Genomic DNA, 14,563 nt, shown 5'->3' on the forward strand with positions numbered 1-14,563 from the left:
GGATGGCTATGTACAGATCCGGGACCGTTCCAAGGACGTCATCATTTCCGGCGGAGAGAATATCAACTCGCTGGAGGTGGAGGAGGTGCTCTACCGGCACCCCGCGGTGCGTGTGGCAGCCGTCGTCGCCCAGCCGGACGAGCGTTGGGGGGAGACGCCATGCGCCTTTGTCGAAGTCGTCGATGGCGCTACGGTCGGCGAGCGCGAACTGATCGAACATTGCCGCGCCCACTTGGCGCACTTCAAGGCGCCGAAGAAGGTGGTCATCGGCCCCCTTCCCAGGACGTCGACCGGCAAGATCCAGAAGTTCCTCCTCAGGCAACGAGCAAGCTCCGGCGCTCCCTGGCCCGGCCACGTACCGGCGTGAGTTCCCCCGTGAATGTCTTTCGGTGGCCCGCCGAGCCTGCTCTCCACATTCGGGATATCCGTGAGCGCCAGGTTGTGGCGGAGCAGAAAACTCGTGTCCGGTATGGCGTTGTTGCATAAATCCGGGGTCGGATGGGCTGACGTTTACGCGCAACGGGTGGAACGCTGGCTCTGTTAACTTCTGACGAAGCGGCGTAGTGTCTCGGACTTTTTCCGGGACGATGCGCAAGGACAACCGACAGCAAGCCGAGCCCAAGGGGGTCTACCGCGTCAGGAACTGGGCGCAGTACAACAAGGGACTGATAGCCCGAGGAGACGTGACGATGTGGGTCGAAGAGAGCTTGCTCGTGCCACCGGCTAAAGCCCAGTCGGCCAAGCGTGGCCACCCACTCGTCTATACGGATGCGCTGATCCAGGGTCTGCTCGGTCTCAAGCAGGTGTTCCACTTGCCGCTGCGCGCGCTGCAAGGCTTCGCGCAGAGCTTGCGCACCCTGGCCTTCCCAACGTTGCCAGTGCCGAACTACACGACATTGAGCCGCCGCGCGCAAAATCTGAACGTCGTGCTGCCCGCCTCTCGTACCGGCGAGTCGCTGCATCTGGTGATCGACAGCACTGGGCTGAAGCTTTACGGCGTATGCGCAAGTCGGGAACGATTTCTTGATACTCGCACGTTGTGTTAATGAGGACGCCCACTCAATCACAGCATGAGGATCTGGGCGATGACAGCAAGACGAACGACCATCCGGCAACTGCCGTTGACCGAGGGCGTTGACCGCAACACATCCGGCGCGACGCCGGTCAGCATCACCACGCCCGAGGGCGGCACGATCTATCACACGGCCCCGCTCGCAGACCCCGCCATCGGCAAGCTGCGCGACGACCGCCCGCAGTGGATCACAGGCACCTTTCCTCTCTTTCCTGTTGTCCGGCTCGCTGACGGCGCGCCGTGGGCTGAGGCGAACCTGTGGCTCATCGACATGATTGAGTCGAAGCCGTCGCCCAACATGCTGAAGTTCGCCAGCATTGCTGACGACCTGGTGGCGTTCCGTCGTTATCTGGATAACGAGGGCGTTGACTGGCTGGCATTCCCCGCGAGCAAGCGGCAACATCCAACCTACCGCTACAGCGCCTCGATCAGGCTGGCCGTGCGGGCAGGCGAACTGTCTCCGGGCGCCGTAGTGCGCTTTTATCGCTGGCTCATGACCGAGGCAGGCTTCAGGCCCGCGAACGCGCCGTGGGTCGAATCTGGCCGTTTCATCGAGTTCAGGGAACATAAGGGCTTCAGCCGCGCGATCGAGGTCAAGACCACCGAGGCACAGCTTGACGAGTCGCTGGCTCGTGAACTTGCTGTGCTGCATCAGGTGTTCCGCCTGCGCAAGGAGCTTGCCGCGCTGCGTGGCGGTAGCGTCCTGCCCTTGCAGCCGCGCTAGATTGCGGCGGTCATCTTCACGCGAAATCAGCTGCGAAACTTGCGACTGAAGATGGACATTCCGACGGTCGTTGTGTCCACTTTTTCTGCTGACTTTATGGACATCCGGCAGCCTGCTGATTCCAGCATTTGCAGGGCTCTGGCTGATGTCCATTTTTGTCTCTTGCGCGTAACGGCGAAGGCGAGTGGAAGGTGCGCAAGCACGGTTGGTCCAAGCGCCGGACTTGGCGCAAGGTCCATCTCGCCATGGACGCGAACACCGGCCAAATCCGTGCTGCACTGATGACCCACCAGGACGTTGGCGATGGCGAAGTGTTGGCCGACCTGCTCGATCAGATCCCGGCTGATACACCGATCGATACCATCGGAGGCGACGGCGCTTACGACAGCAAGCCGTGCCACGCGGAGATTGCCGCGCGAGGTGCAAAGCCCTCGATTCCACCACGCGATGGAGCGAAGCCCTGGTCCGAAAGTACGCCGGGCGCAGCCTGGCGTAATGAGGCCATCGATGTCATTGAGAAGAGCAGTCGACGCGAATGGAAAGCCGCCAGCGGCTATCACCGGCGCTCGCTGGCCGAGACCCTGATGTACCGCCTCAAGACGCTGACGGGACATAGTCTGTGGGCACGCGAAATCGGGTCGCAGGCCGCCGAAGTGGCCATCCGTGCGGGCGTGCTCAACCGCATGGTCGCGCTCGCTCGCCCGCAATCCGTCCGTATCGCCTGAGTTCAGCCTCACCGAGGAGCCCCTGTTTTCAATCTCGATTTATGCAACAACGCCACGCGGAGGCCTAACACGCGTTGTTTACGAACAACAGCAGTAGACGTCACAACACAGCAGAAATAGCTTATGGATCATTCAGATAGCTCGATGACCATTGGCGGAATCAGTGGTCACGATTGGCCGAATTAACGATCTGCAACAGCAGTCGTTGATGCGCACGGTCCGGCATGACGTTGGGTGGAGGGCTGGCCATGGCGTTGCCGCTGCTGTTCGCGCTGTTCACCAAGCATCTCATCTGCGACTACCTGTGGCAGCCGAGCTGGATGCTGGCCGGCAAGGGCGATTTCCGGAGCCCTTGCGGTTATGCCCACGCGGGCTTGCATGGCCTGTGTACCGCGGTGGTGCTCGTTGGCTTCGGTATGGCCTACTGGCTCTCGCTAGGGAGCTTCGACGCTGTCGTTCACTACATGATCGATCGCTGGAAGGTGCGCCTTGGCCGACGCGCCAAGTTGGCACCGAATCAGCCGCAGTTCTGGTGGGCATTTGGTTTGGACCAGTACGCGCACGTGCTGACCTACCTTGCCATCGTCTGGCTGGTTGGGAGGCTGGACTGAAAGCGCTGAGATTCACTGCCAGCGACGCGCAGGGGACCCAGTGCTGGTAGCGGGAAGCGCCGGTCGCAGGCGACAACCCCCCGGCCCTGACGCCCGTGACCGCCGCGCTGATTGCCGAGCTCGCCCGCTACTGACGCGCGCAAAAGGTGCAGCCGACGCCCGGCCAGCGAAGATGACCACGCGGCACACTGTCGACGAGCACCCCGATCACCAGCATCCGGCCAACATCGGGACGAGAAGTCCGCTTCCTTTCCCGCAAACGCTCCACCGCATATACGGGTCTGCGCGAATCAGAGCTGCGCTCGCGCCTCGGTTTACACCCGCTGCCTCATCCAGCATGCGATGCTCACGCGATCGCGCGTGGCGGGCAGCACCTCGTGTTCAAACTGCGCCGAGAGAAACAGCAGCAGCGTTCCGGCGCGCGGAAAGACGTCGTGATAGGACTGATCGGCAAGGTAGAGCCGCAGTGCGCCGCCCTCGGCGTCCTGCCAGGCTTCGTTGAGGTAGAACACAGCGGAAATCACGCGGCTGACGTTGTTACGCAGGCAGTCGAGGTGGCGTGCATATGCGGCGCCTGGCCGATATACCGCGTAGTGTGATTCGCTGTCGATCAAGCCGAGAAACAGGTCGCGGTTGAGCGCATGCCGTAGCGCTTCGATGCGATCGGCGAACGCCTGCTGCGCTGTGCTCAGCGCGTCGGGTTGAAACCAGCGCGTGCTATCGCCGCGCAAAAGCGTGGTGGCGCGATTGGCCCCAACACGGGCCGGTGTCAGCAGCTGCGCGTCGTGCATGGCCAAGCATTCGGTCGATAAGGCCTGCGTCTGGGTCTGTGACAAAAAGTTCGACACGACACACCAGCCGTTGACGGCAAGCGCGCGTGTCGCGATGTCGTATTCGCTGGGTCGGGAATTCGTCGAGACATCGATTGCCTCTTCCGGAGCGGCGTCGCCGATCGGGCAATCAACCAACAGTTCGATTTCCGCTTTAATCAGGTCGCGTTCCAGAAACTCATCTCTCCTTATTTGCTCGCGCTTGCAGCGCGATCGAGTCTGCTACAAGCGGGTCAAAACCAAAACCATCGAGCAAAGAAAAAGCCCCCCGGTTTCCCGGCGGGGCTTCTTGCGCGCTTTGGGCGGACGTTTCAGACCGGCTCGATCTTGGTAGCGGCCGGACCCTTCTGGCCGACACCAGCCACATAGCGCACTTTCTGGCCTTCCTGGAGCGACTTAAACCCGTTTCCGTGAATTTCAGAGAAATGGGCAAACAGGTCGTTTCCGCCTGCATCAGGCGTAATGAAGCCAAAACCCTTTGAATCGTTAAACCACTTTACAGTACCGGTTTCCATGTGAGGACTCCTTAAGAATTCTCGCCGAGCTGAGAATGCGGGCGAGGCATGACGATCAAGGAGGAAACATGGAGAGAAAGTGGCGCCGCCGGGGCGTGTACCTAACACTTCGAGGTTACGCTTGAAGATCCTGCGCGGATTCTTATACAGGCATGCCGCATCGTGGTCAATGAGGATCTCACAGCAATCGCCGCGTACTTGCCAGGCCCGCCACAAGCCAGTGCGCTGAACAATCCGCGAATGAAGCCCGGATTGTTCAGCGAGGCATGCTACAGTGGCGTTGCTCCGGCACAAGAGGTCGGTATGTTGCTCTGCGCAACCTGCTTGCAGCGTCGCGTGTCGCCTCCGGTGCCCCAGGACATCTCGCGTTGCGCATCATCGATACGCGGCGAAGCAAGATTCCTCGATCGATCACAGTCACTATCAGTACATTTCGCTGCGCGGACCGCGGCGCAATCTGGCGCTACCGGGAAGTAAAGGACAGCGGTCCGCAAGGCTGGTCGCTAGTGCTGAGCGAAGAGACAAGCGATGGTGGCCAATACTCCGAGCCACGTGCTGATGACTTGCGAAGACACGGAGAGACGTGACCGGTCTCTTACACCGCCCACACTCCCACCAGCACAAGCTTTTCGGTCGTAGTGCCTTGGGGGACCGCGAAAGCCTGTAGTCGATGGATGCCAACGCCCGCACGATATGCAGGCAATGGCCTATGCTGTTGAGCAAGCAGTGAGGAACCACCGGATCATGATCGAAACCATCCTCCTGGCCGTCACGCGCGTTGCCACATTCGAAGGTCAACAGGCAAAGACCAACGCTACCGGTTTTTTCTTCAAGCGAGGGCAGCGACTGTTTGTTGTGACGAGCCGGCACGTGTTGATCGACGAGCCGACCCAGCATTTCCCCGACCGGATCGAGATCGAGTTGCATGTTAATGCGAACAACGTGGCCGAATCCATCGGCTTCTCAATTCCGCTGTATCACGACGGCAAGAGTATCTGGCGCGATGGGCTCGATAGCGGCGGCGGCATCGACGTGGCCGTGATAGAACTTGACCGTACTGCGCTCCCGCCGACAATGGTCTACCGGGCCTTTACGCCCTCTCACCTTTACCGGCCACGCGACCGCATCGAAGCAGGCACCCCGTTGCTGATCGTTGGTTTTCCGCTGGGTTTCCACGACACGCTTCATCATTTGCCCGTCGTGCGCCAAGCAGTCATCTCATCCTCGTTCGGCATGCGCTTTCAGGGGCAAGGCTACTTCCTGACCGATGCGAGGACGCATCGCGGTACGAGTGGAGCACCGGTTGTCATGCGCATGCCCAGGACCGATTCATCCACGCGCACACTGCCGTGGATGCTGCTCGGTACCCATTCGGCGCGCTTGGACGTGGGCTCGCGGGACTTTGAACTGGATGAAGCCCTGGGCTTGAATTCCGCCTGGTATGCCGACATCCTGATGCCTCTTACCGAGTCATGATCCGGGAAGACGATCGAGCTTGCAGGATTCTACGTTTGAACGGATTGCCAGGGAAGGTAGTACCTGCGTGAATTGGGTGCCTGCTGCAAGCAGAGGTGCCCAAAAGTGGTATCATCCGCTGTCGTCGATACCCATCGACGACAAATGCGCTGTCCGCAAGACATTATCATTAGAAAAGTATCAGCGGCAGCACGGGCGTACACCCGAATGATTCGCGGCAACAACCGGCCGCAACCTTTTCCGACCCGCGGCACGTCCGCTCCGCAGCCACTGCGCATGTACCAGGCGCGCTCGCTGATGCAAGAACGGTCAATTCCACACCAGTTTCTCCGCCTGCGCTAGAGCGCGGGACTCGACACTGATTTTTCCAATGGCAACCGATTGCGGGGACCACGCGCGCCGCTCCCACAAGGGAATGCCAGATGCGCCCCCGAACCGAGCGCCTTCCGAACAGGCAGCAGTTTGAATCACAGCATGACCCCGTTCACCGTTTCGGTGTACCCCATCCAACAAGAGCCCGGCGTATGGTTCGCAAGTTACATGATCTCCGAGTACAAAGACGGCGCTGAACGCATCGTCGCCAACGTCTCAATGCGCCATGCCACACACCACACCGAAACCAAAGCGCGTCAAGCCGCCCGTCGCGCAGGGGAAAGCGCAGTCGCGCGCATACGGTTGCAACCATCCCCGCATCGGCATACGGCACTCGCTTCCACGTTGCCGCGTGGCATTCGCTAAGAGTAAAGGAGCATCCTTGGCAAAAGAAGAACTGGTAGAGTTTGGCGGAAGGGTTTCCGAAGTCCTCCCGGATAGCCGTTTTCGCGTCACCCTGGAGAATGGCTTCGAAGTCTGGGCCTATTCGTCCGGGCGGCTCAAGAAGAATCGCATACGAATTCTCGCCGGAGATCGCGTCACGCTCGAAATGTCGCCATACGATCTGACAAAGGGTCGCATCAACTATCGTCACAAGGTCTGAGCGAATGCTGTTGCCGCATTCCTAATCTGAGCTGGCATGGTGCAGTGCAGGGTTCTCCCAGATAGACACCACGCGAGCGTACGGCTTCCCGACGCACCCTCGATCGCTATCCCGCATCCCCAATACCATCGCGTTTTTGCACGCCAATTTCCGGGCTGCTGGGACGCTTTGATTTCGTAGCTGAAAGTAAATCCGACACGCCAATGTTATCAGCGTATGCTCGGTGATAAAAGGAGACCAACATGTCCCAGAACAACGCCATCTACAAAGGCTTCAAGGTATCTGCTTGCGTACGTCGTGCATCCAGTGCCGACCCCGGTAGCAACTCGGTACAGCCGCGCTTCCTCGCTACCGTAACTATCCTGCAAGTCAGTTCAGGAATGGGTTCCCGGAGACAGCTGCCGCCGTTGCTCCAACATTTCGCAAACGCGCCGCACGCTGCGATCACGCTAGCCCTCTCGTCCGCCAGGGAGGCGATCGATGGCATGTCTACCTTCGTCAAGGCGAGGTAATCACTCGGCCATGCCGCAGGCTCAGATTAAAAGTGTGTGTGGCATGACATTTTGCATGGATTCTCCGCGGCCCCGTAGGCGACTTCCGGAGTCACCGTCCTAACGCCTTGTGACTGTCGCCGTTGTCTCCCGGTCTGGCTAGGCGTCACGCCCCCTATGCCGGGAGTCCTGACAAGCCCTACCAGTCTGCGGCTGACGTTTCGTGTACCTCGCGATGGAAGGGAGGCACGGTGGGACGGATGGCCGCTGGCGGTCGGATGGTGCAGACACCGAAGGCTGGGACAGCAAGTTGGACGAATTGCGTCATGACGAGATTGCACCGGATAGAGGAGATGATTTTGGTGCCACGCCGTCGCAGGATTGACACGATCCGTCTTTCAGCGGCGGGCCGGATCGCGCGTTGTGTGCCACGCCTTGCGGCGCTGAGGATATGACCCGAAAAACGATCACGCCCCTACCGAGGGGCCAGTACTGGACCACGCCCCACGCGCCCTTTGCGCTGGACGGTCCGAACGGCCACGACGAAGTGTTTCCTGGCGCCCACTGCGTCAGCGACGGCAAATGGGTCACCTTCTATAAGAACGGGGAAGAGGTATGGGCGTGCAATGCCATGTATGCTGCCGCCCATTTCGACGTTGCGCTCCTTTCTAGCGCCTGCGCGTCGACGGCCGACTGAGGGACCCACGACGCCGACCGGCTGGGATACTCGCCGCATGTGACATAAGCGCCGCGCGACAGCAATTGCGCGACAGAAATTTCACCACGGACGGCAACCCCCTCCCTCCCCTGCTGGCGCCATTGGTTGTTTGGCTTGTTTGCTGGCGGTTAATTGCTATTCGGATGGTGTTCTCAGGATGTCGCCAGAGGCGACGCGCTTACCCACACGGCGAGAATGCGATCGATCTGGCCCAAGTTGATCGTTGCCATGAGCCAAGTCCTCGGTGGGATCGTGCTCACCCAGCCGTAGGCGTTCGACTTCCTGCACTTGGTCGGCGACCATTTTTCGACGCTGCGACACGCTTTGCCGCGCAAGGACGGCGCTTACCGGCCTACCTGCTCGACGTCGCCGATTACGAGTCATGCCAGAATGCCATGTCGAAGATCCAGGTCGAGATCGGGTCCGTCGCAGGAGGCCCCAACGACGCCGTTGCATCCGCGGCAACCGTTCGCTATGAATAGATGAGAAGCCCCAACTGGAAATCGGAACCCGTGTTGCAACGTGCGCTCATTCTCGATGACGATCCCAACGGTGCTTCCGCACTCTGTGAACTGTTGCGGCAATCCGGGTGGGACGCCCAGTGGTTCGACGACGGCGAGGCGATGATGCTGCTTGCCGCGGGCTTTCAGCCGCAGTTGATTGTGCTCGATCTGGACATGCCCCGAATCACTGGTTTGGAGGTCGCCCGGCGCCTGCGTGCACAACCTTGGGCACAGCAAGCCGTGATCGTCGCATTCAGTGGCGGGCGCGGCGACAAAATGCCAAGCGAAGTCATGGAGGCAGGCTTCGATCATTTCTGCCCCAAGCCGTACCGTCCGGAGTACCTTGAATTATGGGGCGCGCCACGTAGCGGCTCGGGTTGAGGGACCCTGGGTCTTGGTTTGCCGTGCGCGTCAAGCCGGCCGAAGGGCTAGGCAGCGGTGACATTTCGCACGCGTTTCGGTCAATGGATCATGACGCCGACAAGCGGATCTTCTTGAAGTCGGTCGCGGCAACGAGCAGCGGCTGGTCGCTGCCCGGCGCGACCATGGCCGCCACCTGCGGCGCCATGTAACGCAGCAGCCGCACCGCAAGCGCGCCGTGTAGCTATTCCTGGCCTCATACGGCTCCCTCACGCTGATGGGTAAGCTCCCGCAGCCGGCACGAGGCTGGTGTTGCAGATCGATGCCGGACGCATCAACCGGTTCTCCGCCACCGGAGAGCTGGTCGACGTCTATCGGCTGCCCGTCGCGCCCCGACCATGTGCTGCTTCGGCGGCGCGGACCACCGCACGCTCTTCGTCACCTCACTTCGCGAGGACGAAGGGAACGACGCGCTGCTGGCCGGTCGCATGATCGCCTTCAACGTTCCGGTAGCGGGGCCCCCGTCGGCCCAGTTCGGCCCGCCGGGGGCGTAGGGGCCGGCGCTCCGGGCGGCAACGCGCACGGTGAGCAGGCTGGACTCAGTGCACGTGCACTGGCTGCGCCACACCGCCGGTTCGCACATGACTGACCAACAGGGCGACCTACGCTTTGTGCGCGACAACTTTGGCCCTACTCGATTGCAACCACGAGCGCGTACCTGCAGCGAAGAGGATGCGCGCCATGAAGCCACGCAGGAGCAGCCCCCCATCAACTGGGGATGGCGAAAAAATGGTGGCCTACTTGTGATTTCATTATCGTGAATATATCGGATCACCCTCGATGCCCTAATAAGTCGTCACACCCTGCCCATTTGTGGCGCAGTTTACAGAACTGCGCCACAATGACGCCATCCCTCAAGCGAACTGCGCCACGACCCACATGTCCTCTGCCCACGCCTTGCTAGAAAGCATTCGGAAAGCCTCCGCGGGATTGATGCTCAACGAATTGCTGGCACAGCATCCCGACGTTGCGCGGCGGACAGCACAACGCTGGATCAGCCAATGGATCGATGGCGGACAGATCAGGGCGATCGGCGAAGGGCGCGCCCGTCGTTATTTCGTGGCAAAAACGACAGAGGTTGCCACGACCGCCACGGATCGGGACCGTTTCCCGGGTTACATCCCGCTTTCCGCAGACAGCCGGGACATCGTGGCGTATATCGATCAGCCCCAGGAAGCGCGCAAGCCCGTGGGTTACCAACGCGACTTCCTTGACGCCTATCAGCCCAATGTCACACGGTATCTGTCGGAATCGCTTCGGCGTCAGCTACACAAGATGGGCAAGACGGCCCAGGCTGATGCCCCCGCTGGAACCTATAGCAGGGCTATTCTGAACAGGCTGCTGATTGACCTGTCATGGGCATCGAGTCACTTGGAGGGGAACACCTATTCCCGCCTGGACACCCGTGAGCTGATCGAGCAAGGGAAGGCGGCGCAAGGCAAGGCGGCCATTGAAACCCAGATGATCCTCAACCACAAGACAGCCATCGAACTGCTGGTGGAGAACATCGGTACGGTCGGTTTCGACCGGTATACCTTAATGAACCTGCAAAGCGCCTTGTCAGAGAACCTGTTGCCCAACCCTGCCGATGAAGGCCGGATTCGCCAGCACGCCGTGGACATTGGCCAAAGTGTTTATCGTCCCCTGTCAGCACCACAGCAAATTGAGGACGCACTAGATGTCCTGCTCGATAAAGTGAATCAAATTGCCGATCCCTTTGAACAATCATTCTTCGTGCTGGTGCACCTGCCATACCTGCAGCCATTCGCGGACGTCAACAAACGCACCTCGCGCCTAGTGGCCAATCTGCCGCTGTTCCGTGCAAACCTTTGTCCACTGACGTTCCTGGATGTGCCGGAGCAAGCTTATAGTCGCGCCATCCTTGGCATGTATGAGATGACCCGCGTCGAATTGCTGCGTGACCTCTACGTTTGGGCCTACGAGCGCTCAACGCAAGAATACCTGGCCATCAGACAGGATCTGGCGGAACCCGATCCGCTACGGCTTGCATGGCGGGATGTGATCAAACAAACGATCCGGGACGTCGTGCTGCAACCCGATCAGGATGCGCTATCCGTGATTCGGCAGGTCGTCACGGCAACAGTGCCAGAGGTTGATCGTGACAACGTGCAAGCGCTGATCGTAGAAGAACTCCGACGGCTGCACGAGGGCGTACTGGCCCGCTACGGCTTGCGCCCCTCGGAGCTTGCAGCCTGGAAGGCGTCCCTGGTGGTAGGGCCTCCCAACTGATTACATTACCGCCAAGTGAACAAACTCTACACTTTGCATCCTCCCGATAGGGATCGCGGCGTGGAAGCCTCTCCTGAAAAAAGGGAAGCCCGCGCAAATTCTACGATACCGAAGCCCGGTGCTGCGGCTGGTCAGCAGCTAAACGACGCAGCGGCGAATGAAGGCGCGGCCAGCCCTGCCTTGTCGGACGTGCTGCGCCGAAGCGAACCGGTGTACGACCGCGCTGCTACAAAGTGACCATCGACCGCTGGCTGTGGCCGGATCTGTTCAAGAACCAGGACACCTCAGTCGCCAAGGCGAAGAAGGCGATCTCGGAGTACAAGAAGGCCAATGGCCGGCCGGAAGGCATGGCCGAACTGATGGTGTTCTATTGCGAACGGGCTTCCGGCTTCAGCGCTGACGTTGGCTACCAGGACGACGGCTATTTTGATGCTTTGGTGCGGATGTTCGAGCAGTCGCTGCAAGTGATCGCTACCTTGCCCGATACACAGCGGCGGCCACTCTGGTCACGCCTTGCCCAAGTGCGCCGCACCAGCGACAATTTCGGCTATGGAGTAGCCGATGACATGGACGCATTGCTGGCCGAATATGGCGTCGATGGCTGATCGTGATGCGTTTGCCGTGCTGCAAGCCGAGAACGCCCGCCTGATCGCGTTACTGGAATCGCATGGCATCGACTGGCGCTTGCCGGCGAAGGAGGCCGCGCAATGCGTTCAGGAGGCAGAACAGCGGCATCTTTCCACGGTCGACAAGGTGGCGCTGTTCCGCCGGCTATTTCGCGGCCGCACGGATGCCTACCCGATCCGCTGGGAGAGTAAATCCACCGGCAAGTCTGGCTACGCGCCGGCTTGCTCCAACGAATGGCGCGCCGGCGTTTGCGAGAAGCCGCGCATCAAATGTGGCGACTGCGGCAACCGATTGCTGATCCCGCTCTCGGACCAGGTCATCTACGACCATTTAGCCGGCGAGCACACGGTGGGCATCTATCCGCTGATGGAAGACGACACCTGCTATTTGCTCGCCGCCGATTTCGACGAGGCCGAGTGGCGGGACGATGCCCGTGCCTTTGTGCAGTCCTGCGGGGAACTCGGTGTGCCGGTCTCGCTGGAGATTTCCCGTTCCGGCCAGGGCGCGCATGCCTGGGTCTTCTTCGCCGGCAAGGTGTCGGCGCGCGATGCTCGTCGCTTGGGCACGGCCATCATCAGCCACACCTGCTCGCGCACCCGGCAGCTCAAGCTCGCCTCCTATGACCGGCTGTTTCCCAACCAGGACACGATGCCCAAAGGTGGCTTCGGCAATCTAATTGCCCTGCCACTGCAGAAGCGACCGCGTGAGCACGGCTGCAGCGTGTTCGTCGATGCCGATCTTCATCCCTATCCCGACCAGTGGGCGTTCCTGGCGTCAATTCAGCCCATGGTACCGCACGACATCGAGCCAACCATATTTCGTGCCACGGGTAGTGTCCACCCGTTGGATGTCACCTTCATCGGCGATGAGGACTTGGCCACGCCATGGAAGCACGACGCTTCGGCGGCAAAGAAGCTCACAGGCCAGATGCCCGAGTCGCTGACTGTGACATTGGTCAACCTGATATATTTTGAGAAGGCGCAACTGCCACAGCCGCTGGCCAACCGCCTGATTCGGCTGGCGGCATTCCAGAACCCCGAGTTCTATCGGGCGCAAGCGATGCGGATGTCGGTGTGGGACAAGCCGCGCGTGATCGGCAATGCTGAAAACTATCCGCAGCACATCGCCCTGCCGCGCGGCTGTCTCAATGCCGCGCTGGAACTGCTGCGCGACAACGGCATCCGCTGTGATCTACGCGACGAGCGCTACGCGGGTGAGCCCATCGATGTTGACTTCGTCGGCACGCTTCGCCTCGACCAGGAGGCCGCCATTGCCGGGATGTTGCAGCACGATGCGGGCGTGCTATGCGCACCGACCGCCTTCGGTAAGACGGTAACGGCGGCAGCCATGATCGCCCGCCGCGGTGTGAACACTTTGGTGCTGGTACATCGCACGGAACTGCTCAAGCAATGGCAGGAGCGCCTGCAAGCCTTTCTGGGGGTCGGCAAAGGCGTGGTTGGCGCCATCGGCGGGGGCAAGACCAATCCTTCCGGCAAGATTGACATCGCCGTAATGCAATCTCTGTCACGGCAAGGCGAAGTCAACCCGCTGGTCGAGCACTACGGCCATGTCATCGTCGATGAATGCCACCACATCGGCGCCGTGTCGTTCGATGCAATCCTTAAGCGGACCAAGGCGAAGTAAGTGCTCGGCCTGACCGCCACCCCGGTTCGACGTGATGGCCAGCAGCCCATCATCTTCATGCAGTGCGGGCCGATCCGGTACACGGCGGCGAAGCCAGCCAGCGCGCCTCACGCCTTGGAGGTCGTACCGCACACATGCCCCTCGCGCATCGAGCTGCCGACCGCGTCTGGCATTCAGGATGTGTTCCGGCACCTGGTCCACGACCAGGCCCGCACTGACGCCATCGCTGCGCAAGTGCTCGAGGCTTTCGGGCAAGGCCGCAAGATTTTGCTGCTTACAGAACGCACCGAACATCTCGACGCCATCCAGGCTGCACTGGGCGGGCAGATTTCCCCCCTCTTCGTACTGCACGGGCGACTGTCGAGGCCGAAACGCGCCACATTAATCGCGGCGCTCGACGCCTTACCAGCCGACGCACCGCGCGTCTTGCTGGCGATCGGCAAGCTGGTTGGTGAAGGTTTCGACCACCCTCCACTCGACACCCTGGTGCTGGCGATGCCCGTGTCGTGGCGGGGAACCCTGCAACAGTACGCGGGCCGCCTACACCGCGAACATGCCGATAAGACCGACATACGGATCATCGACTTTGTCGACACTGGTCACGTGGCATTGCTGCGGATGTGGGACAAGCGTCAACGGGGATACCGGGCGATGGGGTATCGGATGGTTGGAGGGGCCGGGACAGAGTGATTATTTCCCTGCAGCTGGGGCCCTACGAGCGCTTCTTCGCCGATCCCCCCGCGCGCTACATCAGCGGGCCCGCCGCGAGGTCGGTGCCAGCCTCCGCCGCGGCGTCGGTTGCCGCCAGCAGCTGTTCGCTGCCGGGATTCGCGGTCATCAGGCGTGAAGTGACGAGGTCGTCGCGGCGGCTGTTACTGACCGGCGCACTAAATAGTGCGTACGTTTGATCAGGCTGCGTAGCGAACATGCTTTTCCTGAAACAGGTTGCGAATGACGTGAGGCTGCTTCTGCCGGCGATGC

General features: G+C 60.8%; 15 protein-coding genes and 4 pseudogenes. 16 read left to right on the forward strand and 3 right to left on the reverse strand.

Annotation, left to right across the window (positions count from 1 at the left end; genetic code table 11):
- From KHO41_RS39755 to KHO41_RS39775, 5 genes and pseudogenes are all read left to right on the forward strand, one after another.
- The coding region (locus tag KHO41_RS39755) for an AMP-binding enzyme (RefSeq protein ID WP_407065405.1) at positions 1–367 on the forward strand (367 nt) is incomplete at its 5' end.
- Between the two features lie 220 nt (positions 368–587).
- A pseudogene (locus KHO41_RS39760) lies at positions 588–998 on the forward strand (IS5-like element ISRta5 family transposase); the annotation flags it as partial.
- Between the two features lie 72 nt (positions 999–1,070).
- A complete protein-coding gene (locus tag KHO41_RS39765; protein ID WP_244874255.1) occupies positions 1,071–1,796 on the forward strand; it encodes a hypothetical protein in 726 nt (241 codons plus the stop codon).
- A 173-nt stretch (positions 1,797–1,969) separates the two neighbouring features.
- Positions 1,970–2,521: pseudogene (locus tag KHO41_RS39770) on the forward strand (IS5 family transposase); the annotation flags it as partial.
- A gap of 224 nt (positions 2,522–2,745) precedes the next feature.
- The gene (locus KHO41_RS39775) at positions 2,746–3,132 is read left to right on the forward strand and encodes a DUF3307 domain-containing protein (RefSeq protein ID WP_244874256.1); all 387 of its coding nucleotides are present in this window, start codon (positions 2,746–2,748) and stop codon (positions 3,130–3,132) included.
- Positions 3,133–3,446: 314 nt separating this feature from the next.
- On the opposite strand, the gene KHO41_RS39780 is transcribed toward KHO41_RS39775, so the two are convergent.
- Together KHO41_RS39780 and KHO41_RS39785 are read right to left on the reverse strand one after the other, a co-directional pair.
- On the reverse strand, positions 3,447–4,100 hold the full coding sequence (locus KHO41_RS39780) for a 2OG-Fe(II) oxygenase (RefSeq protein WP_211958687.1): 654 nt from the start codon (positions 4,098–4,100) through the stop codon (positions 3,447–3,449).
- Between the two features lie 173 nt (positions 4,101–4,273).
- Complete coding sequence (locus KHO41_RS39785; RefSeq protein WP_211958688.1) at positions 4,274–4,477, reverse strand: cold-shock protein; 204 nt, start codon at positions 4,475–4,477, stop codon at positions 4,274–4,276.
- A 744-nt stretch (positions 4,478–5,221) separates the two neighbouring features.
- Between KHO41_RS39785 and KHO41_RS39790 the strand changes: the two genes are divergently transcribed.
- From KHO41_RS39790 to KHO41_RS41840, 11 genes and pseudogenes are all read left to right on the forward strand, one after another.
- Positions 5,222–5,953, forward strand: coding sequence for a S1 family peptidase (locus KHO41_RS39790; protein ID WP_211958689.1), 732 nt, complete (start codon positions 5,222–5,224; stop codon positions 5,951–5,953).
- Between the two features lie 754 nt (positions 5,954–6,707).
- Positions 6,708–6,929 (forward strand): translation initiation factor IF-1, encoded by a 222-nt coding sequence (infA, locus tag KHO41_RS39795; protein ID WP_011301847.1) that lies wholly within the window; start codon positions 6,708–6,710, stop codon positions 6,927–6,929.
- A gap of 242 nt (positions 6,930–7,171) precedes the next feature.
- Positions 7,172–7,441 (forward strand): GTP cyclohydrolase, encoded by a 270-nt coding sequence (locus KHO41_RS39800; protein WP_211958690.1) that lies wholly within the window; start codon positions 7,172–7,174, stop codon positions 7,439–7,441.
- 430 nt (positions 7,442–7,871) lie between these two features.
- Entirely contained in the window at positions 7,872–8,117 is a 246-nt protein-coding gene (locus KHO41_RS39805) for a hypothetical protein (RefSeq protein ID WP_211958691.1), read from the forward strand.
- A gap of 536 nt (positions 8,118–8,653) precedes the next feature.
- Entirely contained in the window at positions 8,654–9,022 is a 369-nt protein-coding gene (locus KHO41_RS39810; protein WP_211958692.1) for a response regulator, read from the forward strand.
- Between the two features lie 332 nt (positions 9,023–9,354).
- Positions 9,355–9,555: pseudogene (locus KHO41_RS42045) on the forward strand (SMP-30/gluconolactonase/LRE family protein); the annotation flags it as partial.
- Between the two features lie 39 nt (positions 9,556–9,594).
- A pseudogene (locus KHO41_RS41540) lies at positions 9,595–9,822 on the forward strand (tyrosine-type recombinase/integrase); the annotation flags it as partial.
- Between the two features lie 172 nt (positions 9,823–9,994).
- Entirely contained in the window at positions 9,995–11,311 is a 1,317-nt protein-coding gene (locus tag KHO41_RS39815) for a Fic family protein (RefSeq protein WP_244874259.1), read from the forward strand.
- 233 nt (positions 11,312–11,544) lie between these two features.
- Positions 11,545–11,916 carry a hypothetical protein gene (locus KHO41_RS39820; RefSeq protein ID WP_244874258.1) on the forward strand — a complete coding sequence of 124 codons (372 nt, stop codon included), beginning with the start codon at positions 11,545–11,547 and terminating at the stop codon, positions 11,914–11,916.
- Positions 11,900–13,582: a TOTE conflict system archaeo-eukaryotic primase domain-containing protein gene (locus tag KHO41_RS39825; protein WP_342344506.1), complete on the forward strand. Its 1,683-nt coding sequence runs from the start codon at positions 11,900–11,902 to the stop codon at positions 13,580–13,582. The genes KHO41_RS39820 and KHO41_RS39825 overlap by 17 nt, the downstream gene beginning before the upstream one ends.
- Positions 13,583–14,272 carry a DEAD/DEAH box helicase gene (locus KHO41_RS41840; protein ID WP_342344507.1) on the forward strand — a complete coding sequence of 230 codons (690 nt, stop codon included), beginning with the start codon at positions 13,583–13,585 and terminating at the stop codon, positions 14,270–14,272.
- A 55-nt stretch (positions 14,273–14,327) separates the two neighbouring features.
- On the opposite strand, the gene KHO41_RS39830 is transcribed toward KHO41_RS41840, so the two are convergent.
- Positions 14,328–14,563 (reverse strand): hypothetical protein (locus KHO41_RS39830; RefSeq protein WP_211958694.1); only part of this gene is annotated, 236 nt, incomplete at its 5' end.

Origin of the sequence: Cupriavidus numazuensis, from assembly GCF_905397435.1 — a bacterium.
GTDB classification, from domain to species: Bacteria; Pseudomonadota; Gammaproteobacteria; order Burkholderiales; family Burkholderiaceae; genus Cupriavidus; species Cupriavidus numazuensis.

What these genes read in the sequence shown, in the direction of transcription:
- KHO41_RS39765 (WP_244874255.1), top strand. Translation starts at nt 1,071, where the DNA reads ATGAGGATCTGGGCGATGACAGCAAGACGAACGACCATCCGGCAACTG.
- KHO41_RS39775 (WP_244874256.1), top strand. Translation starts at nt 2,746, where the DNA reads ATGACGTTGGGTGGAGGGCTGGCCATGGCGTTGCCGCTGCTGTTCGCG.
- KHO41_RS39785 (WP_211958688.1), bottom strand. Translation starts at nt 4,477, where the DNA reads ATGGAAACCGGTACTGTAAAGTGGTTTAACGATTCAAAGGGTTTTGGC.
- KHO41_RS39790 (WP_211958689.1), top strand. Translation starts at nt 5,222, where the DNA reads ATGATCGAAACCATCCTCCTGGCCGTCACGCGCGTTGCCACATTCGAA.
- KHO41_RS39800 (WP_211958690.1), top strand. Translation starts at nt 7,172, where the DNA reads ATGTCCCAGAACAACGCCATCTACAAAGGCTTCAAGGTATCTGCTTGC.
- KHO41_RS39805 (WP_211958691.1), top strand. Translation starts at nt 7,872, where the DNA reads ATGACCCGAAAAACGATCACGCCCCTACCGAGGGGCCAGTACTGGACC.
- KHO41_RS39815 (WP_244874259.1), top strand. Translation starts at nt 9,995, where the DNA reads ATGCTCAACGAATTGCTGGCACAGCATCCCGACGTTGCGCGGCGGACA.
- KHO41_RS39825 (WP_342344506.1), top strand. Translation starts at nt 11,900, where the DNA reads ATGGCGTCGATGGCTGATCGTGATGCGTTTGCCGTGCTGCAAGCCGAG.